Source organism: Niveispirillum sp. FG148, assembly GCF_057809655.1.
This window is the reverse complement of the sequence record NZ_JBMDKJ010000006.1, coordinates 91,767-111,196: the sequence shown is the minus strand read 5'-3', so window position 1 is coordinate 111,196 and position 19,430 is coordinate 91,767. Positions and strand designations below refer to the sequence as shown.

Below are 19,430 nucleotides of genomic sequence, written 5' to 3'. Positions count from 1 at the left end.
TGACGATGCAAGCGTCTGGTCGATGTGGACAGGTAACCCTTGCACCGGGACCCGGTTATTCATGAGCATGCTGATCAAGATCCTGTTGGTGGTTGTCCTGCTTGTCGGTGTCGGCGGCTTTGCCGTGCTGGCCAGCATGGACCTGCCCGCGCCGTCGCAGCCGGTGGAACGGGTGATCCCGAATGACCGTTTCAGCTGAGCGCGCGCGCCGCTTCGGCTGCCTGACGGCCCTGGGACTGGTGCTGCTGGCCCCCATGGCATCGGCCCAGCAGCAGGCCGATCCTGCCCCCGTGCCGTCCATCCCGACGGGCGCGCCGCTGTCGCTGTTCCCACCGCCTACGGACGCCCCCGATGCGGCCATCCCGGCCGACAGCCCCGCCACCGCCACCGGTGCGGAGGCGCCGGCAGAGGCGCGGTCGCCCAAGGGCGTGATGGTGGAGGAGCTGAAGGCGCTGGACCCGGAACTGGCCGGCACCCTGGGCCCCGACAATGGCGGCCTGTCCGCCGACCTGTGGCGCGGCCTGCCGCGTAACGAGGTGGAAAGTCTGATCGCCAGCATTCCCGCCGGCCTGACCAGCCCGGCGCTCCGCGCCATCACCACCCAGGTGCTGCTGTCCACGGCCGATGGCGTCGGCGCGGGAGAAAAGAAGCGCGACCTGGCGGCCTTGCGCGCCGAAGCCCTGCTGCGCATCGCCAATGCCGACGCGGCCGATGCCCTGCGTTCGGTGGCACCATCGGTGCTGGAGGATGAGGCAACGGCGCTGGTCTGGCTGGAAATGCAGTATTTCGCCGGCGACCGGCAGGCGGCCTGCGATCAGGCCAATGTCCTGCTGGGCAAGTTCCAGCATCCCGTCTGGCAGAAATGGCAGATCGTCTGTCAGGTGGCGGGCGGCCAGACCCAGGGCGTCATGCTGGGCCTGGACCTGATGCGTGAACAGGGCGACAAGGACGATATCTTCGCCCGTCTGGCCGAAGCCGCGGCGGCCGGCACCAAGACCCCGGTTAAGGGCGTGACGGAGCCGACGGCCACGCAACTGGCCATGATCCTGGCATCCAACCGTCCCTATCCGCCGGACATGAAGATCGGCGGGGCGGGGCCGCTGGCCATGCTGGCCCGCATGGCGACCCTGCCCGTGCCGCAGCGTCTGGCGGCGGCGGAAAAGGCCGTGGCCCTGGGCAGCCTGGATCAGGCCGGCCTGCTGACCGTCTATGACGCCGTGACCAAGCCCGACCCCAAGGCGCTGACACTGGCCGGCGCCAGAAAGCCGACGCCGCTGTTCCGGGCCCAGGTGCTGAAGGCGCTGCGCGATGAGCCCACGCCCGCCGCCAAGGCCGGGCTGTTCAAGATCGCCATGCTGGCCAGCAGCACCGAACAGCAGGCCGGGCCCTATGGTGCCCTGCTGCTGGAGGAGGCGCGGCAGTTCAAGCTGACGGTCGGTTTCGCGTCCGTGGCCCCGCTGGTCGCCCGACTGCATCTGTTGCAGGGGGAGAATATCGGGGCCACACCCTGGATCAATCTGGCCCGCGACGATTTCAATGTCAGCAAGGATGAAGGTGCCTTCGCCCGGCTGTGGCCGCTGGCCGCCGCCCATGGTCTGATCCGGGAGACGGATTTCGATCAGGTGCGCTGGGTTCGCGAGCTGGGCGGGGATGCGGCCCGCGACACGGCCGACGGGGTGCTGATCCTGCTGACGGCCCTGCATGGCGGGGCGGAAGCGCCCTTGCCGCCGCTGGCGGATGGCGGTGCCCCGCCGGGTCAGGTGAAGGGCGCCGTGGCGCTGGATGCCGTCGTTGGCCTGGGCAGCGATGGCCCGGCTGGCATGGCGGCGCTGGATCTGGCTTCCCTGCTGACCAACATGTCCAAGGCCGGTATGGCCGATCAGGCCCGCCGCATCGGGGCGGAGGCCATCGCCACGCTGCTGCGGCCGGCGGCGTGACCATGACGGGACCGGCGACGGGAATGGGGGCGAAGGTGCGGCCGGGCCGGCCGCGCAAGGCCCCTGTCCCGCCGCCGCCCTGGGTCGATGCCTTTCTGGACATGATGGTGGCCGAACGCGGGGCATCGGCCAACACCCGCGACGCCTATCGCCGCGACCTGACGGATGTGGCCAATTTCCTGGCACGGCAGAAAGGCCCGGCCCTGGACCGCGCCAGCACCGATGATCTGCGCGCCTACCTGGACCATCTGGCCGCCGACCAGATCAAGGCGAAGTCGGCCGTACGCACTGTCGCCCGTCGTCTGTCGTCCCTGCGCCAATATTACAAGTTCCTGGTCTCCGAAGGGCACCGGGCCGAAGACCCGGCCAGCGTCCTGGACACGCCCAAGCAGGGTCGTGCCCTGCCCAAGATCCTGTCGGAAGCCGATGTCACCGCCCTGCTGGCCGCCGCATCGGCCCGTGGCGCACCAGAGGGAAGGCGGCTGAATGCGCTGCTGGAAGTGCTGTATGCCTCCGGTTTGCGCGTGTCGGAGCTGGTCGGCCTGCCCATGAATGCCCTGACCCGCGATGCCCGCGCCCTGATCGTGCGCGGCAAGGGCGGGAAAGAGCGGCTGGTGCCCCTGTCGGCGCCCGCGCGCGACGCCCTGGCCGCCTATCTGCCCGACCGGCCCTTCTTCATGACCAAGGGGCGGGAGGGCAAGCAACAGGCCTTCCTGTTCCCGTCCCGCGCCACGGCCGGCGTGCTGACGCGGCAGCGCTTCGGGCAGTTGCTGAAGGATCTGGCCATTGAGGCGGGTCTGGACCCCGCCAAGGTCAGCCCGCACGTCCTGCGCCATTGCTTCGCCACCCACCTGCTGGACCATGGCGCCGATTTGCGGTCGGTCCAGAAGATGCTGGGCCATGCCGATATCGGCACGACCCAGATCTATACCCATGTCGTGGGCGAACGGCTGAAGCAGACGGTGGAGAAACACCACCCGCTGTCGGGGAAGAAGAAGTGACCCACCGGACCCATCTGGCCGCCGCCCTTGCCCTGTCGCTGTGTCTGGCCCTGCCGGCCACGGCGCAGCAGGTGATCCTGGTCCGGCATGCGGAGAAATCCACCGGGACCGATCCAGGCCTGACAGCAGAGGGGCAGGGCCGCGCCCAGGCACTGGCCGACCTGCTGCGGACAACCCCACCGGACCTGGTCCTGACCAGTCCCGCCAGACGCACGGCGGAGACAGCAGCCCCGGCGGCAGCGCTGGCCGGAGTCACGGCAGAGCCGGTGGCCATCCCGCCGGGCGATCTTCCGTCCCACGTCTGCGCCACGGCGGAAAGGCTGGGGGCCTTGCAGGCGGGTCAGGTGGCCCTGGTCGTCGGCCATGGCAACACCGTCCCCGCCATCCTGCGCGCCCTGGGCGGCCCCACCCTGCCCGACCTGCCGGAATGCGCCTATGACCGCCTTTTCCGCTGGGACATGGCGACGAGGACATTGCGGGAGGAGCGGTACGGGGCGGAAAGCCAGTGCCCATAGGGGGGCCACCCCCCCCTGCTACCCCTGTCGCGGCGGGATCAGGCCCTTGGCGCGGGCAGCCTCGGCGGCCTTGATCGCGAAGGCGTAGACGTCCGCGCTGAACGGGGCCTGGACCTGGGGCGTCTGCCATTGGTCCATTTCCTGATACATGCGGCTGGCCTTGTTCCAGACCTCCACCCCCACCTGTTCCACCAGCGGCTTTTGCAGTTCGTACCAGCGGACGGCCAGCCGTGTGGCATGCTCATCCTCCGGCGCCACCTTGCAGGCGATGGCGGCTTCGATCTCCGCGATCAGGTCAGCCCAGCGGGCCGTGAATTCGGCCTGCTCTGCCTGGCCGAAGACGGCTTTGGCCTGACGCCATTTCTCCTGGTCCTCCGGCGTGTAGTACCGGTCCAGGACCGGCTTCCAGACTTCCTCACTCATGCTCTGTTCTCCCATCTTGATCAGGTCGCACAGGGCATCGACGGACAGGCATTCCCCTTCCTGCAACTGCCGGCGGGCCGTCCGCAGCAGCGACAGGGCCTGGGCCAGACCGCGTTCGGTCTGTTCCAATGCGGCGATCTGGGCATCGATCAGCCGGGCCGGATCGAAGGGCCGCCGGTCCAGCAGGCTGCGGATCTGGGCCAGCGTGCAGCCGGCCTTTTTCAACAGCAGGATCTGCTGCAACCGCTCCACGTCGCGCGTCTGATAGACACGCCGCCCGGCCTGGGTGCGCACCGGCTTGATCAGCCCCTCCGCCTCATACAGCCTCAGGGCGCGGACCGAAACGCCCGACCGTTCCGCCAGTTCGCCGATGGATAATGCCTTGTCCATTCTCATGCTCCTTGCCCGCCCCTTGTCGGACCTGACGCTGCGTCAGGAGCAAGCGGGAAAATGCAGGCGGCTGGAAAGAAAAAAGCCCGCCGCTGGCTCCCCAGCGACGGGCTTTTTTCTGAACGGGTGACGCTTACTCGGCCGTCGTGATCTTCGGCTTGGGCAGGTCCAGCTTGATGTGCAGTTCCTTCAGGCGGTCGGGCGTGACCGTGTTCGGGGCCTGCATCAGCAGATCTTCGGCACGCTGGTTCAGCGGGAAGACGATGACTTCGCGGATGTTCGGTTCGTCGGCCAGCAGCATGACCATGCGGTCGATGCCCGGCGCCGAACCACCGTGCGGCGGGGCGCCCAGCTTGAAGGCCGACAGCATGCCGCCGAACTTGGCTTCCAGGACCTCGGCCGGATAGCCCGCGATCTCGAACGCCTTATACATGATCTCGGGCTTGTGGTTGCGGATGGCGCCCGAGGACAGTTCCACGCCGTTACAGACGATGTCGTACTGATAGGCGTTGATGGTCAGCGGATCCTGGTTCAGCAGCGCGTCCAGCCCGCCCTGCGGCATGGAGAACGGGTTGTGGCTGAAGTCGACCTTCTTCCGCTCTTCGTCATATTCGAACATCGGGAAGTCGACGATCCAGCAGAACTTGTAGGTATCCTTCTCGATCAGGTCCAAGGTCTCGCCGATCTTGGTGCGGGCCAGACCGGCCAGCTTGGCGGCGGGGCCGACCTGGTCGCAAACAAAGAAGACGGCATCGCCATCCTTCAGGCCGACCAGTTCGCGCAGATGGGCCTGCGCGGCCTCCGGCACGAACTTGGCGATGGGGCCCTTGCCGCCGGCGGCTTCGAACAGGATATAGCCCAGGCCGGGCGCACCGAGGCCCTTGGCCCAGTCGTTCAGCTTGTCGAAGAAGCTGCGCGGCTGGTCGCCGACCGACGGCGCGCGGATGGCGCGGACGACGCCACCCTTCTCGATCACGCCCTTGAAGGCCTTGAATTCCACGTCGTCGCGCTTGAACACCTCGGTCACGTCGGTGATGACCAGGGGGTTGCGCAGGTCCGGCTTGTCGTTGCCGTATTTCAGCATCGATTCAGCATAGGGGATGCGCACGAACGGGTAGGGCGTCACGCTGCGCTTGGTGCCCGTGAAGCCGCTGAATTCCTCGAAGATGCCGTGGATGACGGGCTCGATCGCGGCGAACACGTCTTCCTGGGTGACGAAGCTCATCTCGAAATCGAGCTGGTAGAACTCGCCCGGCGAACGGTCGGCGCGGCTGTCCTCGTCGCGGAAGCAGGGGGCGATCTGGAAATAGCGATCGAAGCCCGACACCATCAGCAGCTGCTTGAACTGCTGCGGCGCCTGCGGCAGGGCGTAGAACTTGCCGGGATGGTTACGGCTCGGCACCAGGAAGTCGCGCGCACCTTCCGGGCTGCTGGCCGTCAGGATCGGGGTCTGGAATTCCACGAAACCCTGTTCGATCATGCGGCGGCGGGCCGACGCAATGACGTGGCTGCGCAGCAGGATGTTTTTCTGCATCTTCTCCCGGCGCAGGTCCAGGAAACGGTAGCGCAGGCGCAGTTCCTCGCCGGCATCCTGCTCGCTGTTGACCTGCAGCGGCAGCGGGTCGGCGGCCGACTGCACGGACACATCGCGCACCACCACCTCGATATGGCCGGTGGGCAGGTTCTCGTTGATGGTCTCCGCCGTGCGGGCCACCACTTCACCGGTGATGGTCACCACCGATTCCAGGCGCAGACCTTCCAGCACCGCAAAATGCGGGGAGGAGGTGTCGACGACCAGCTGCGTAATGCCGAAATGGTCGCGCAGATCGACGAACAGCAACTGCCCATGGTCACGCTTGCGGTTGATCCAGCCGGACAGGCGGACGGTCTGACCGGCATGGTCCAGGCGGAGCTGGCCACAATTATGCGAGCGATAGGCGTGCATGGCGGATCGATCCCGGGTGCGAATGGGCAACAGAAAGGGTAAGCCGGCGGAATGACCCGTCGGCACGAAGCCGCACACCACACCGGACGGGGCTTGGTTGTCAAGGCCGGCAAGCGCTTTGCTGCTACCCTGTCGCACGCCAGCGCTGGATGATGGCATCGATCCCGCCATCGGCCAGAACCGCATCCAATGCCGCCTGCAGGCGGTTGGCCTTGTCGGTCCGGTCGAAGGGCAGGCCGACATAATGCGGGGATATGGCCAGGGGCCTGGGCAGCAGCCGGACCTTGTCGGCGATGCCGATCTGCCGCGCCTTCCATTCCAGGGCGAAGCGGTCGCCGACCACCATGTCGACGCGGCCCGCCACCAGCTTCAGCAGCGACAATTCATCGGTGCGCGCCGGGTCGCGCCGGAAATGGGTGGCGTTGTCGAAAGCCGGTTCATAGCTGTTGCGCAGGGCCGTGCCGATGGTCAGGCCCGTCAGGTCCTCAAGTCGGTCATAGGTCAGCCGGCTGTTCTCACGCACGGCAAACGCGATCTCCCCGTCGCGGAAGGAACCGACCATGCAGAATTCCTTGCGTCGTTCCGGTGTCGGCAACAGGCCGAACAGCATGTCGCAGCGGGCCTGCTCCAGCCCCGCCAAGGCCCGCGACCACGCCATGGGTTCGATGATGTAAGGATCGCCGACACGGTCCAGCAAGGCACGGATGATATCAACATCCATGCCCATGGCCCCGCGCACCCGGTCGGCCCAGCAGTAGGGCGGGAAGTCATCGGCGCAATAGACAAGCCAGGACCCCGGTGCGCCGCCGGCGGTACAGATGCCGGGAACCATCATCGCGGCGCCGGCAAGCAGAAGGCGCCGACGGTCACAAATCGTGACCGCACCGGCCTTTGTGCGTTTGGCCCCTGGCCCCGGCATGGTGGCCTCCCTGGGATATCCTGTCGCACCCACCCTATACCCTGGCGGGGCCTGCCCGATACCTATCCGCATGGGCGCATGTCGGCTTGCCGGATATCCGCATTCGACAGGGGCAAGCGACTGTTGTATCACTCACGCCCATGACTCTGATCACGACCACCGAAGACCTTTCCGCCTTCATCGACCGTATCCGTGGCGCCGATTACGTCACCGTCGATACCGAATTCATGCGGGAAAAAACCTATTGGCCGCAGCTTTGCCTGGTGCAGGTCGCCGGGCCCAAGGATGCCGCCGCCATTGACCCCCTGGCCCCGGGCATCGACCTGCAGCCGCTGTTCGACCTGATGGCCGACCCGTCGGTGCTGAAGGTGTTCCACGCCGCCCGGCAGGATCTGGAAATCTTCGTCAACCTGATGGGATCGGTACCGGCCCCGCTGTTCGATACCCAGGTCGCGGCCATGGTCTGTGGCTTTGGCGATTCGGTCGGGTATGAGACGCTGATCACCAAGCTGACACCAGCCCGCATCGACAAGTCCAGCCGCTTCACCGACTGGTCGCACCGGCCACTGACCGACCGGCAGCTGCAATATGCGCTGTCCGACGTCACGCATCTGCGCCCGGCGTACGAGAAGATCCGCGCCAAGCTGAACCGCACGGGGCGGGAGGTCTGGCTGGAAGACGAGATGGCGATCCTGACCGATCCGGCAACCTACCGCACGGCGCCGGAAGACGCCTGGAAGCGCCTGAAGGTGCGGACGGAGAAGCCGCGTTTCCTGGCCATCCTGAAGGAAGTGGCGGCGTGGCGGGAACGGGAGGCGCAGCGCAAGGACCTGCCGCGCAACCGCATCCTGCGGGACGAGGCGCTGATGGAAATCGCCGCCCATGCGCCGACCAATATCGACGATCTGGGCCGCACGCGCGGGCTGGGGCCGGGCATGGCCCAGGGCCGCTACGGCGCGGAACTGCTGGCCGCCATCAACACGGCACTGGCCATTCCCGACAGCGCCCTGCCGCGCCCGGAACCGCGCGTGGAACCCGCATCGGGCATCGCCCCCATCGTGGAACTGCTGCGCGTGCTGCTGAAGATGGTCTGCGACGATAATGACGTCGCGTCCCGTCTGGTCGCCAATTCCGCCGATCTGGAAGCCATCGCCGGCGACGACAATGCCGATGTCGATGCCCTGAAGGGCTGGCGTCGTGAGGTGTTCGGTGAAGCGGCACTGCGCCTGAAGCAGGGCAAGCTGGCGCTCGCCATCGCCGGCAAGAAGGTGAAGATCGTCGATCTGGCGAAGTGATCGCGGATATTCGCTGATCGTTCATACAAAACGGCCCCGGCGGTGATGCCGGGGCCGTTTGCATGTCCACATCCCGTCCGGCGGCCGGTTGTCCGGCCGCCGGGGGCTGTCATCAGAACTTGGCCGACAGGGACAGGCCGAAGGTGCGCGGATCGCTGACCACGGGGGCCATGAAGTTTTCGATCACGCCCTTGATGTTCTGCTCGTCCGTGATGTTGCGGACGAAGGCTGCCACTTCATAGGCGTCGCCCGGGGCCTTGTAGCCCAGACGCAGACCGCCTTCGAAATCGCCCTTGCTGTAGAACTCGGCCGATTCATACAGCACGAAGTTGGTCTTGCCGGTCACGCTCCAGTCCGTGAAGGCGAACAGCGTCCCGCCATTGTCCAGCGGGATGTCGTAACGCGCCGTGAAGTTCAGGATGTACTTGGGCGCGTTCGGGAACGGGTTGCCGTCGATCATGGCGCGGCCGCTGACCACCGGGTCCAGCACGGTGCAGACCGTGACGGGGCTGCAGGTGCTGGAGCTGACGGCCTTGTCCTTGATCTCCGTGTCCGTATAGGTGACGCCGGCGGTCAGGGTGAAGTTGCGGGTGACGGCCAGCTCGGCATCCACCTCAAAGCCGACAGCTTCGCCCTTGTCGGCATTCAGCAGACGGGCCGTGCCGTTGGCATCGAACGCGGTCAGCTGGATGTCGTTGACGGTGTAGGTGTAGACGGCACCGTTCAGGCGCAGCTTGTCATTCAGCAGCGTCGACTTCACGCCCGCCTCGTAGGAGATGATGGTCTCCGAGGTGGCGGTCGTCGGCGGGCCATTGAAGGACACGGTACGACCCTGGATCGTCGGGCCACGGAAGCCGCGGGCAACGCGGGCGAACAGGGCCGCGTCATCCGTCACGTCATAGAACAGGCTGGCATCCCAGCTGACCTTGTTGTCCGACAGGTCGACATGGCGGACACCCGTATAGGCGCCCTGCACCTGATTGGTGCCATTCTCGATGGACTTGAACGTACCGGCGGTCAGCGCCTTCAGCACATCCATTTCCTTGTCGTCTTCGGTATATCGCACGCCGGCCGTGAACTTCAGGTCGGACGTCAGCTGATAGCCGGCCTGACCGAACACGGCCCAGCTTTCATTCTGGTTGCGCAGCGTGACAAAGCCCGAGGCGCCGCCCGTTTCAAAGAAGCGGTAAGGGCGGAAGGACAGCTGTTCGTCGGAATTGAAGTAGAAGCCGCCGACCTGCCAGTTCAGCGGGCCGTCGCCATTGCTGGCCAGACGGATTTCCTGGGTCCACTGGTCCAGATCGTCGATATTGCCCTGGCTTTCGGCGGCGTTCAGGGGCAGGCCGTCCGTGTCGCCACGGCTGTACCCGTCCGTCGTCTCATAGCCGGTGATGGAGGTCAGGGTGACGGCGCCGAAATCATGGTCGATCTTCAGCGACGAACCCCAGCCATCATAGGCCTGATCGTTGTTGTCACCGTCATTGTAGGAGACGGTGCGCTTCTTGTAGTTGCTGTTCAGTTCGTTGGAGCCCTTGGTCAGGGCGTTGCCGCGGAACAGCGACGACGTGGCATCCAGGCTGCGGCCATGCAGGTTCAGCAGGGCGCTGGTATCGTCCGACGGGGTCAGCAGGAACTGCACGCGGCCGGCAATGTCCTGATGCCCGCCCAGCTTGCGGCCGGTATAGGCATTGGTCACGTAATTGTCGCGGCGCTGGTACATCAGCGAAGCGCGCATGGACAGCTTGTCCTCGATCAGCGCGCCGCCCATCCCGGCATCCAGCGTGGCCGTGCCGTAGGAACCCAGCGTCATGGTCGCGCGGCCCGACGTGTCCTGGCTGGGCGCGATGCTGTCGAACTTGATGATGCCGGCGGTGGTGTTGCGGCCGAACAGCGAACCCTGCGGCCCGCGCAGCACTTCCACCTGGCGCACGTCATAGAGCGGGCTGCTCTTCAGCACCACATTCTCCATCACGACATCGTCGATGATGACGGAGACGGGCTGAGAGGCGCCCAGATAGAAGTCATTGTTGCCCAGGCCGCGGATATAGAAGCGCGGGAAGATGCGGCCCGTCGAGGTCTCCGCATACAGGCCCGGCACCTTGGCCGACAGGGCCAGGATGTCCGCACCACCGGCCAGCAGGTCGCGCAAGCCCTCGCCGGAAATGGCGGCGACGGACATCGGGACTTCCTGCAGGTTCTCCGCGCGGCGCTGGGCCGTCACGATGATCTCTTCCAGCGTGTCGCTGGTGGTCTGCGCCTGGGCGGCGACGGAGAGGGCCAGCGTGGTGGCGGAAAGGCCGGCCAGCAAAGCCAGCTTCAGATTGGATTGCATCTCTGTTTCTTCTCTCGGGTCATATCAACGGCCGCCGGCCCGCCATCGGGTGGCCCAGCATCCCGCCAGCGCCCGTCCAGTGACGGCGACGCCGGGCCAGGGCGTGGCCGGTTCAGCGGCCGGGTGGATACGCCGAAGCGAAACATTTGTGCGTGTTGTTTGTGTGAAGTCTCGGCAACACTGTTGCAATGTTGCGCGGCACAATCGAGGCGGCGCCTTGCTTTCGCGCTTGCAGCATGCACAACAGGCATGCCGACCATGCGCCAGGATCGGCCTTTCCAACGCTGGAAACAGGGGCATGGAACGTTATGGAGGAGAAAGGGCCGCCCGGCCGGGCGCGACTCCGGCCCTTTCCGGTCAGTGCGCGCTGTTCTTGGCGAAGGCATCCAGTTGCGCGGGACTGGCTTCGATCTGGTGGCGGGCCTTCCATTCCTCATAGGGCATGCCGTACACAAGCTCCCGCGCTGCATCATAACTGAGCGCCTCACCGCGTTCCTCGGCGGCGGCTTTGTACCATTTGGCCAAGCAGTTACGGCAGAAGCCGGCCAGGTTCATCAGGTCGATATTCTGCACGTCGGTGCGGGTACGAAGATGATCCAGCAGGCGGCGGAAAGCGGCGGCTTCCAGCTCGATGCGGGCGCGGTCGATATTGGTCTGGTCGTCCATGAAGGGCTCCGTGGTCGGCAATCACCCCACATATGGGCAAGGACGCCGGTTGCTCAAATGGAATTTCGATAAAATTTTAGTAGAAAAAACAATTATCTTTGCAGCTTGAGACTATTTCAGAACCATGCATGATCGAAATCAAGAGCAGATTACCTATCCTGAAGTATCGTCATCACTTGCACATGGAGAAGCCCATGGTCATCGATATGCGCACCCGCCTGCCCCATGGTCATCTGGCCACGCACGCTGCCAACCTGAGCCACCACGCCCAGCAACTTCATCGCTGCGCCGACGAATTGTCGGCAGCCCTGACCGCCCTGCAGTCGCTGGATATCCGCGCGCTGCTGGAAGAGGCCGCGGCCACGCGCTGATCAGCCCATGGCCTGTCTGATGATGCCGGGCAGAAGACGGGCCAACCGATCGGCCCAGGCATCGGCGCCGGCCGCATCGGCGATCAGGTCCTGGCGGATTTCCAACATCAGCACAGGCAGGTTCGCCTGTTCACCATGGTGGACGATGGTGAAATCCGTGCCGGTGCGGGCGCTGTAGGGTTCATTGTCCCCAACGATCAGGTCGCCCTCGCCCCGCAGCGCATCCAGCATGGGCAGGGCCATGCGCCCGTCGCGGTTCCACAGCACGCCGACATGCCAGGGCCGGCGGAACCCGTTCATCTGCGGCGTGAAGCTGTGGATGGAGATCAGGACGGGCACCTGTCCGCGGGCGGCAATACGGGCCCGCTCCCCGGCGATCGCATCATGATAGGGCTGGTACAGGGCCTCCAGCCGCAGCTGTCGCGCCGTCTCTGTCAGGTCCAGATTGGCCGGCACGGGCGTGCCGTCGCTGATCGGCGGCATCAGGGTCGGGCTGTCGGGCCACCGGTTGCAATCCACCACCAGGCGGGAATAGACCGTCAGCACGGCGCAGGCGGCCAGCCGCCGCGCCAGGCCTTCGGTGACGGCGGCCGCACCGATATCCCACCCGATATGGCGATCCATTTCCTCGGACGGGACACCCATTCCGTGCAGAGCGGCGGGCACAGCCTGACCGGCATGGTCGCAGACCAGCAGCAGCGACGCGGCGCTGTCCGGATTGAGGATGCGGACGGGGGCCGGATCGTCAGGACCCAGCAGAGAGGGGGCGCAAATATCCATACCCCCTGCTTAACCGAAAGCGGCAGCGGGGGAAACCACGCCAAAGGTTGGTATGGTCAGCGAAGCAACCAGCGCAGGATCCGGTCCAGCCGGGGTCCGTAAGGCGGACGCACCAATCCCATCAGATTGAAACGGCGCTGCATGAACCGCCCGCGGGCATGGCTGAAGGTACGGAAGCCCGCCTCGCCATGATAGACGCCCATGCCGCTTTCCCCGACACCCCCGAAAGGCAGGGCATCCTGGGCGGCATGCAGCAGGGTGTCATTGATCGTCACCCCGCCTGACCGTGTGTGGTCCAGCACCAGGCGCCGATCGTCGCGGCTGTTGGTGAACAGATACAGGGCCAGCGGGGCCGGACGCTCATTCACCAGGGCCACCGCATCCTCCAGCCGGTCATAGGTCAGTACAGGCAGGATGGGACCGAAAATCTCCCGCGCCATCACGGCGGCCCCGTCCGGCACATGCCACAGAAGGGTGGGTGCCAGCTTACGGCGATTGGCCGGCAAGGCCTCTGATGCCGGATTGATGATGCGGGCATGGGCGCCCCGCCGCCGGGCGTCTTCGATCAGTCCGACAAGCCGGTTGTAATGCTGATCGTTGACGATGGCGGTATAGTCGGGATTGCCTTCCAGCGTCGGGTACAGGGCGGCCGTCGCCCGTTCGAAATGGTCGATGAAGCCCAGTTCCCGCCCCCGGGGCACCAGGACATAGTCAGGCGCCACACAGGTCTGGCCGGCATTCAGCAGCTTGCCCGCCGCAATGCGCCGGGCCGCCAGTTCTAGCGGGAAATCGGGCGCCACGATGCAGGGCGATTTGCCCCCCAGTTCAAGCGTGACCGGCACCAGATTGTCGGCAGCCGCGCGCATGACCTGCCGACCGACACCGGTGGAGCCGGTGAACAGCAGATGATCCAGCGGCAGGTGACACAGGGCCTGGGCCAGTTCCGACCCGCCACAGACGACACCGACCTCCCCCGGGTCGAACACCTCTGCCACCAGGCGCGCCAGCAGGGCGGAGGTGCGGGGCGTGATCTCCGACGGCTTCAACAGCACGCGGTTGCCGGCGGCAACGGCGGCGGCCAACGGCACCAGCGACAGGTGGATGGGATAGTTCCAGGGGCTGACGATCCCCACGACCCCACGCGGAACCCAGTCAACGGCAGCGCGTCCGGGCAGGAAGCTGGCCGCCACGGGCACGGACCGGCTGCGCATCCAGCGGCGGAAATGCCGGGCCGTGTGGCGGATGGCCGACAGGCTGGCATGGATGTCCGCCATGCGGGTTTCATGCGGGGAGCGGTGGCCGAAATCCGCCGACACGGCATCGACCAGCGCGGACTCATTTTTCAGCAGGGCCTTGGCCAGATCATGCAGGGCACCGGCCCGCCGGCCCACCGACAGACCACCATCATGCTGCCAAGCCACCTGCAGCTTCGCGAAGGCACCGGCCAGCTGCTGATCCGCGGCCATGGCCGTGCGCTGCCGGACCTGACCGGAAGGGAATTCGATGATGGCGTCGTTCATCACGCAACCTCCCCTGTCGCGGGCGACCGGGGCCGGTCAGGCAGCAGCCCGCTCCGGTCTCAGGCGCGACGGAACCTTTCCACCTTCATGATGCGGAAGCCCATGGAGGGCAGGAAGCGCGGTTCGGCGCGCATCTTCGCATCCCGGTCAGTGGTTCCCGGTACAATATAGACCCGACCGTTGGCCCATTCCATGGCGGTATCTTCAGGCAGACCTGCCCCAGGCCCGGCGGTATTGGTGACCGTCACTTCCCACAGCTTGCCATGGCCCAGCGTGGCACGGTCCAGCATGAACAGGCGCTGCTTGGGCGCCTCCGCCAGGGCGGCCAGTTCGGCATCGACCTGGGCCTTGGCATCCTGAAGCTGCGCCAGATCGGCCTTGCCCCTGGCCAGCTCCTCTTCCACCTGGCCATTCAGGCTGCGCAGCGTGTTGCAGGCCACGTCCAGCCGATGGTGGTCATCCTCCACGGCGCGCAGGTCACGCTGGTACTGACCGACATCGCTTTCGATCTTGCGCATGACGGCGGCCGCATAGGCGATGGAAACCAGCATCAGCAGGATGAAGGCGACCTGGGTCAGCATGCCCGTTACTCCGCAGCCATGGCCGCCTGCGCGGCGGGCAGGGCCTTGGACAGGTTGAAGCCGCCATCGGGCGGGAAGCTGCTCCGCACCATGCGCAGCGCATCGTCGGCATTTTCTGCCCACACCTCAACCGCATGACGGACATTGCGGAACTTGCTGTCCTTGATAGTGTTCTGGTTGAAGGTCAGGGTGCTGCCCAGCGACATCTGCACCACGAACAGGCGGCGCGACCCGGCCGGCTCCCCCAATTCATGCACGATCATGTAATTCTCGTCCCGGGCCGCCTTCACCCGGCGCTGCGCCTCGGCCAACTGCGTGGCCGCGGCTTTGCGCTCCACCTCATTGTGACGCACGGCCTCCTGATTGTCGCGATAGGCCTTGGTCAGTTCCTCCTGCTTGCGCGCCAGTTCACGGTTGCTTTCCATGACCCGGCCAATATGGGCGCGGCGCGAGTAATAAAGCACCTGGCGCACCAGAGCGATGCTGACAGCACCGATTGCGCATAGCAGAGCGATAACGAAGAGGACGGTGTTGATTTCCAATGCGGCAATTCCGTGTAACGCGCTTTCCGGCGGATCGACCGGCTGCCCCGGGCCGGCGGTCTTTGAGATTATAACATCGCATCTGGCGTTTGTCCCACGCCACAACCTAACCGAAAGGGATGACAGCCCCATTCGAGATACTTTTGTCAGCCCGTGTCAGGGCGGCCGGCCACGCCGGACCTGAAAGATAGGCCATCTCGGCCTGCCGCGCGGCGACCACGGGATCCAGTGCCGCCAGTTCATCATCGGGCAGGGCCGGATGAACCATCATCACCGCGGCCGCCCCCATGCCCGACAGGAAACGCGGCACCAGGGCGGAAAAGGGCGCCTTGAAATCGTAGATGCCGGTGAATCCCCGATTCGTCACGACACCGTGACGCGCCGCATCCTGGGCCAGACCGCGGGCCAGGGCCGTGATGAACAGGGCCTTGCCCGTGGCCACCCCGCGCGCCAGCACCCGTGACGGCGCCTCATAGCAGTCGCGCAGCCAGACGCCCCCCCCGGCATGGCGCCTTTGCAGCGCCGCCAGGACCAGGGGCCGGATGCCGGGCAGCAGATGCACATGCTGATGCCCGTCGACAAAATGCGGTGGCCGTCCCATCGCTGTTTCGAACGCATCCAGCTGCCGGTCGATCTCCGCCGCCAGTTCGGCCCGCACGGCCGAGGCCCGCAGGCAGCCGGCATGCGACAGGGCCAGCCACCGACCAACGCCGGGCAGCCGCCCTGTGGGGCAGAGAAGCGGCATCGGCCCCAGGGGTGACAGCGCCCCGGTCAGGGTCAGATGCAGCCCGGTCTGGAACCCGGCCGGCATGTCACGCAGGGGCCGCGCATCCTCCGGCCAGCGCGGACTGGGCACCATGGCGCCGGTACCGGACAGCCGCCCGTCACGGCCCAAGGCAAGAATGCCGGCCGTCACGCCCGCCGACAGGGCATAATCATCGGCAATGACCGTGACGGCATGCGTAACCGCCATGGGATCAGGCCGCCGGCGTCCGGGTCAGCTGCAGGAACACATCCTCCAGATTGCTTTCCACCATGGACAGATCCTTGACCGCCAGCCCGGCCGTGGCCATGGCACCCAGCAGGTCGGCCACACGGGTCTGGCTGGGCTTGTAATGAATGGTCAGGCGGCGCGGCCCGTCCAGGGTGGCATCGAGCCCCGAGAAGGCCGGCGGCAAGACCGCCAGATCGGCATCCAGCGTCACCACCATCTCCTTGCTGTCCAGGCGGCCCAGCAGGTTTTCCGTCGATTCGCAGGCCACTACCTGGCCGTGATTGACAATGGCGATGGTGTCACAAAGCTCCTGCGCTTCTTCCAGATAATGCGTGGTCAGCACGATGGTGGTGCCGGCCTTGTTCAATTCCCGCACGTGGGCCCACAGGCTCTGGCGCAGTTCCACGTCCACGCCGGCCGTCGGCTCGTCCAGAACCAGCACGGGCGGGGCATGCACCATGGCCTTGGCCACCATCAGGCGGCGGCGCATGCCGCCCGACAGGGTGCGGGCATAGGCATTGGCCTTGTCCTTCAGGCCCACGGCTTCCAGCAGGGCGTCGGTCTGGCGCTGCGCCTTGGGCACGCCATAGAGGCCGGCCTGGAGGTCCAGGATCTCCCGCGGGGTGAAGAACGGGTCCAGGTTCAGTTCCTGCGGCACGACGCCGATCGCGGCCCGGGCGGAACGGGGATGTTCATCGATATCGATGCCCCAGATCGACGCCTTGCCGCTGGTCTTATTCACCAGACCGGCCAGGATGTTGATGGTGGTGCTTTTGCCGGCACCATTGGGGCCCAGCAGGCCATAGATCGAACCGCGCGGAATGGTCAGCGAAATGCCCTTCAGCGCTTCCTTCGGCGGGGATTTGGGCGTCCCGCGATAGGTCTTGCGCAGGTCCTGGATTTCGATGGCCGCCGCCGGGACGCTGGCGGCAATGGCGTGGGCGGGGCTGAGACTGTCGGGCATGGGTTCTTTCTTCCCGAAAAGGACGGCGGCGCCGTGGCCGGTACATGGGATTGGCGTACACCGGGTGCGACGGCGGGTCAATTTTAGCGAAGGTCCGGAGTGCGCGCTGTGATGGCGCCCGCGGTCTTGCACAAAAAGTCCGCCAGGGTATGATGCGCCGCACCGCAAGACGGACCCTTTTCGATCGCCTTCAAGGAACAATGACGATGCAGCCGCATGAGACCATCTATATCGACGAAGACACCGTCGGCTGCGATGGCGGCGGCGGGGCCCTGGGTCATCCGCGCGTCTTCCTGACCCTGGCCCCGGCGGGCCAGGTGGACTGCCCCTATTGCGGTCGCCGCTATATCCAGACCGAAGAGGGCAAGGCAGCCGGCGGCGGTCACGGGCACTGATTTCGGCTTTTCACCATCCCTCAGGCGCCGGGCGCCGCCATCCGGCGGCTTGGCTTGCTCGCACACGCGTGCGCGGGCCGGCGGTCGCCGGCCTGGCTCGTACCATCCCTCAGGCGCCGGGCGCCGCCATCCGGCGCCCTGATGCCACACCCCTTCAGGCGGGTTGCACCAGCAGCATCGGTCCTGGATGGATGGTGTAGCGCGCCGTGGTCCCCGTCCCGGGCTGGGACTGTGCAAAGAAGCTGCGAAAGCGGCCGGGCGCCGCCGGCAGCTTGATCCTGTCCGCCCGCTGGAAATCGCGGGCCTGCGGCTGCCGGTCCAGCGGGACGAAGGCCACCCCCTCGAACCCGCCGCTTTGCGGGCGCAGGGCCCCCGGCGGCACGGCGGCGGCGGCCGTCGCCACCAGGGGCAGATCGTCGGCCAGAAGGGCCACCTGCTCGGTGAACAGTTGCACCACAACCACGCCATCCGGCCCCTGGGCAGCCCCGTACCCGGCATGGGTCCAGCGCGGGTCCAGCAGGTTGCGCCGATGCCCCTGCGACTGCATCAGATTGTCCAGTGCCAGCCGGCCCGCCGCTGCGGGGCGGCCGTCATCAAACAGGTTGTTGGCGTACAGGTTTTCGGCGCATGCCCCCACCAGACGCCGGTGCAGGATGCCGACCCGGTCGGCCGCATGCCGCCCCCCCGCATCCTGATGTTCCAGAACCATGCCCATCGCCAGCTGTGCGGCATAATAGCGCGCAATCCAGCGCAAGCCGTCATCGACCAGCAGGGTACCGGCCCCGGCGGCCAGCCGTTCTGCACCCGTTGCCTCCAGACAGGCCGTTTCCATCACGGGCAGCGGCAGGTCCGGACGGCGCCAGTCGCCCGCCACCGCCTCTCGTTCATGGAAAGCCGCGAATGCCGCCGCATAGCCAACCATGTCGGCGGCCGGCAATGCGTAATCCGTGACCAGACCGGAAATGATCCGCGCAAGGCCGCCGCGCATCGGCAGCGCGGCCAGCCCAAGGCCCACCCCTATGGCTTTAAGCAGTGCGCGACGCCCTGCCCCGACCCTTCGGTCATATCCTTCTGGAGGTTCGACAATAACGCGGGTTTGCCTTAGCTTCCTGGGGGATTGCATCCCGACTCGCACAGTATATAGTAGTTATTGATCGACAAGTTATCGATTACTTGTAAATGGCAGTTTAACACAGATCGCCTCCGCCCTTAAACTTCAACCTGCCCGACGCCGCCGATTGACCATGCCACCGTCACGCACCAACAACGATGCTGCCCGCAGGACCTCTGGTCTGCGACTGCCGGTCACCAAGCTGCCCTTCGTGGGTGAGCGGGCGGACGGTCGGTTTGGCTATTGGGTGTTGCCGGACATGAAGGATGGCGACGATCAGCGTATCCAGGGCCGCACCTACGCCGCCTGGTTCCTGCTGTATGAGGAAGCCAACGGTCCCTTGGCCGCTTCCGACCTGATGGACCGGATCGAACGGGAGATGCCGTCGCGCTATCCGTCCATCGACCGGGCCTTTCTGCGTGAACTGATGGAACGCCGCGCGCAAAGCGCCGCCTGATTCCGCATCCCACCCCCGCTCCCCCGCAAAGGTCGCTCCCTCGCAAAGGTTCCGCTGCGCGACCGCCGTACCAGGCGGTCATTTGCATGGGGATTTCCATGCAATTGTAAAAGTTTGTCCCCTATCGCGGCCGGTTACCATCGCGTAACAATTGGGGGGTTGGAGGTTTGGCCCCGTCCGTCTAGTTGCTCAAGTGTGAGCAGGCTGGACCGAAAGACGCATGTCGTTAGTCGGGCTTGACCAGATGGCTGCCAACGACATTTAACGGGAGCCAGTTTCTGCCGCTCGGCAT

At 66.0% G+C, this 19,430-nt stretch carries 20 protein-coding genes; 8 read left to right on the top strand and 12 right to left on the bottom strand.

Annotated features, from left to right (window positions below; genetic code table 11):
• Nucleotides 1-61: 61 nt before the first annotated feature.
• The 4 genes from ACODTW_RS08765 to ACODTW_RS08750 are packed head-to-tail and all read left to right on the top strand — an operon-like array spanning nucleotide 62 to nucleotide 3,453.
• Nucleotides 62-199, top strand: coding sequence for a hypothetical protein (locus tag ACODTW_RS08765; protein WP_488945591.1), 138 nt, complete (start codon nucleotides 62-64; stop codon nucleotides 197-199).
• Entirely contained in the window at nucleotides 183-1,937 is a 1,755-nt protein-coding gene (locus tag ACODTW_RS08760) for a hypothetical protein (RefSeq protein WP_488945590.1), read from the top strand. The genes ACODTW_RS08765 and ACODTW_RS08760 overlap by 17 nt, the downstream gene beginning before the upstream one ends.
• 2 nt (nucleotides 1,938-1,939) lie before the next feature.
• A complete protein-coding gene (xerD, locus tag ACODTW_RS08755; RefSeq protein ID WP_488945589.1) occupies nucleotides 1,940-2,938 on the top strand; it encodes a site-specific tyrosine recombinase XerD in 999 nt (332 codons plus the stop codon).
• Nucleotides 2,935-3,453 (top strand): phosphoglycerate mutase family protein, encoded by a 519-nt coding sequence (locus tag ACODTW_RS08750; protein ID WP_488945588.1) that lies wholly within the window; start codon nucleotides 2,935-2,937, stop codon nucleotides 3,451-3,453. Before xerD ends, ACODTW_RS08750 begins: the two co-directional genes overlap by 4 nt.
• An 18-nt stretch (nucleotides 3,454-3,471) precedes the next feature.
• Here ACODTW_RS08750 and ACODTW_RS08745 read toward each other — a convergent pair whose 3' ends face one another.
• From ACODTW_RS08745 to ACODTW_RS08735, 3 genes are all read right to left on the bottom strand, one after another.
• Nucleotides 3,472-4,266, bottom strand: a complete 795-nt coding sequence (locus ACODTW_RS08745) for a MerR family transcriptional regulator (RefSeq protein WP_488945587.1) — start codon at nucleotides 4,264-4,266, stop codon at nucleotides 3,472-3,474.
• 133 nt (nucleotides 4,267-4,399) lie between these two features.
• The gene (aspS, locus tag ACODTW_RS08740) at nucleotides 4,400-6,211 is read right to left on the bottom strand and encodes an aspartate--tRNA ligase (RefSeq protein ID WP_488945586.1); all 1,812 of its coding nucleotides are present in this window, start codon (nucleotides 6,209-6,211) and stop codon (nucleotides 4,400-4,402) included.
• Nucleotides 6,212-6,335: 124 nt separating this feature from the next.
• A complete protein-coding gene (locus ACODTW_RS08735; protein WP_488945585.1) occupies nucleotides 6,336-7,130 on the bottom strand; it encodes a substrate-binding periplasmic protein in 795 nt (264 codons plus the stop codon).
• Nucleotides 7,131-7,270: 140 nt separating this feature from the next.
• Between ACODTW_RS08735 and rnd the strand changes: the two genes are divergently transcribed.
• Nucleotides 7,271-8,425, top strand: coding sequence for a ribonuclease D (rnd, locus tag ACODTW_RS08730; RefSeq protein ID WP_488945584.1), 1,155 nt, complete (start codon nucleotides 7,271-7,273; stop codon nucleotides 8,423-8,425).
• 112 nt (nucleotides 8,426-8,537) lie between these two features.
• Here rnd and ACODTW_RS08725 read toward each other — a convergent pair whose 3' ends face one another.
• Both ACODTW_RS08725 and ACODTW_RS08720 read right to left on the bottom strand, forming a co-directional pair.
• Nucleotides 8,538-10,757, bottom strand: coding sequence for a TonB-dependent receptor (locus tag ACODTW_RS08725; protein WP_488945583.1), 2,220 nt, complete (start codon nucleotides 10,755-10,757; stop codon nucleotides 8,538-8,540).
• Between the two features lie 357 nt (nucleotides 10,758-11,114).
• Nucleotides 11,115-11,423, bottom strand: coding sequence for a DUF1244 domain-containing protein (locus ACODTW_RS08720; protein WP_488945582.1), 309 nt, complete (start codon nucleotides 11,421-11,423; stop codon nucleotides 11,115-11,117).
• Between the two features lie 194 nt (nucleotides 11,424-11,617).
• Here ACODTW_RS08720 and ACODTW_RS08715 point away from each other — a divergent pair, with 194 nt between their 5' ends.
• Complete coding sequence (locus ACODTW_RS08715) at nucleotides 11,618-11,794, top strand: hypothetical protein (RefSeq protein WP_488945581.1); 177 nt, start codon at nucleotides 11,618-11,620, stop codon at nucleotides 11,792-11,794.
• Here ACODTW_RS08715 and ACODTW_RS08710 read toward each other — a convergent pair whose 3' ends face one another.
• The 6 genes from ACODTW_RS08710 to ACODTW_RS08685 all read right to left on the bottom strand — a co-directional run bounded on the left by ACODTW_RS08710 (nucleotide 11,795) and on the right by ACODTW_RS08685 (nucleotide 17,175).
• Complete coding sequence (locus ACODTW_RS08710; protein WP_488945580.1) at nucleotides 11,795-12,574, bottom strand: N-formylglutamate amidohydrolase; 780 nt, start codon at nucleotides 12,572-12,574, stop codon at nucleotides 11,795-11,797.
• 56 nt (nucleotides 12,575-12,630) lie between these two features.
• Nucleotides 12,631-14,094 (bottom strand): coniferyl aldehyde dehydrogenase, encoded by a 1,464-nt coding sequence (locus ACODTW_RS08705; RefSeq protein ID WP_488945579.1) that lies wholly within the window; start codon nucleotides 14,092-14,094, stop codon nucleotides 12,631-12,633.
• A 59-nt stretch (nucleotides 14,095-14,153) separates the two neighbouring features.
• Nucleotides 14,154-14,675, bottom strand: coding sequence for a hypothetical protein (locus ACODTW_RS08700; protein ID WP_488945578.1), 522 nt, complete (start codon nucleotides 14,673-14,675; stop codon nucleotides 14,154-14,156).
• 5 nt (nucleotides 14,676-14,680) lie between these two features.
• Nucleotides 14,681-15,217 carry a hypothetical protein gene (locus tag ACODTW_RS08695; RefSeq protein WP_488945577.1) on the bottom strand — a complete coding sequence of 179 codons (537 nt, stop codon included), beginning with the start codon at nucleotides 15,215-15,217 and terminating at the stop codon, nucleotides 14,681-14,683.
• Between the two features lie 106 nt (nucleotides 15,218-15,323).
• Nucleotides 15,324-16,190 (bottom strand): ChbG/HpnK family deacetylase, encoded by an 867-nt coding sequence (locus tag ACODTW_RS08690; protein ID WP_488945576.1) that lies wholly within the window; start codon nucleotides 16,188-16,190, stop codon nucleotides 15,324-15,326.
• 4 nt (nucleotides 16,191-16,194) lie between these two features.
• On the bottom strand, nucleotides 16,195-17,175 hold the full coding sequence (locus ACODTW_RS08685; RefSeq protein WP_488945575.1) for an ABC transporter ATP-binding protein: 981 nt from the start codon (nucleotides 17,173-17,175) through the stop codon (nucleotides 16,195-16,197).
• Nucleotides 17,176-17,381: 206 nt separating this feature from the next.
• Here ACODTW_RS08685 and ACODTW_RS08680 point away from each other — a divergent pair, with 206 nt between their 5' ends.
• A complete protein-coding gene (locus ACODTW_RS08680; protein ID WP_488945574.1) occupies nucleotides 17,382-17,570 on the top strand; it encodes a zinc-finger domain-containing protein in 189 nt (62 codons plus the stop codon).
• 154 nt (nucleotides 17,571-17,724) lie between these two features.
• On the opposite strand, the gene ACODTW_RS08675 is transcribed toward ACODTW_RS08680, so the two are convergent.
• Entirely contained in the window at nucleotides 17,725-18,558 is an 834-nt protein-coding gene (locus ACODTW_RS08675) for a CAP domain-containing protein (RefSeq protein WP_488945573.1), read from the bottom strand.
• Between the two features lie 256 nt (nucleotides 18,559-18,814).
• Here ACODTW_RS08675 and ACODTW_RS08670 point away from each other — a divergent pair, with 256 nt between their 5' ends.
• Nucleotides 18,815-19,138 carry a hypothetical protein gene (locus ACODTW_RS08670; RefSeq protein ID WP_488945572.1) on the top strand — a complete coding sequence of 108 codons (324 nt, stop codon included), beginning with the start codon at nucleotides 18,815-18,817 and terminating at the stop codon, nucleotides 19,136-19,138.
• Nucleotides 19,139-19,430 lie beyond the last annotated feature (292 nt).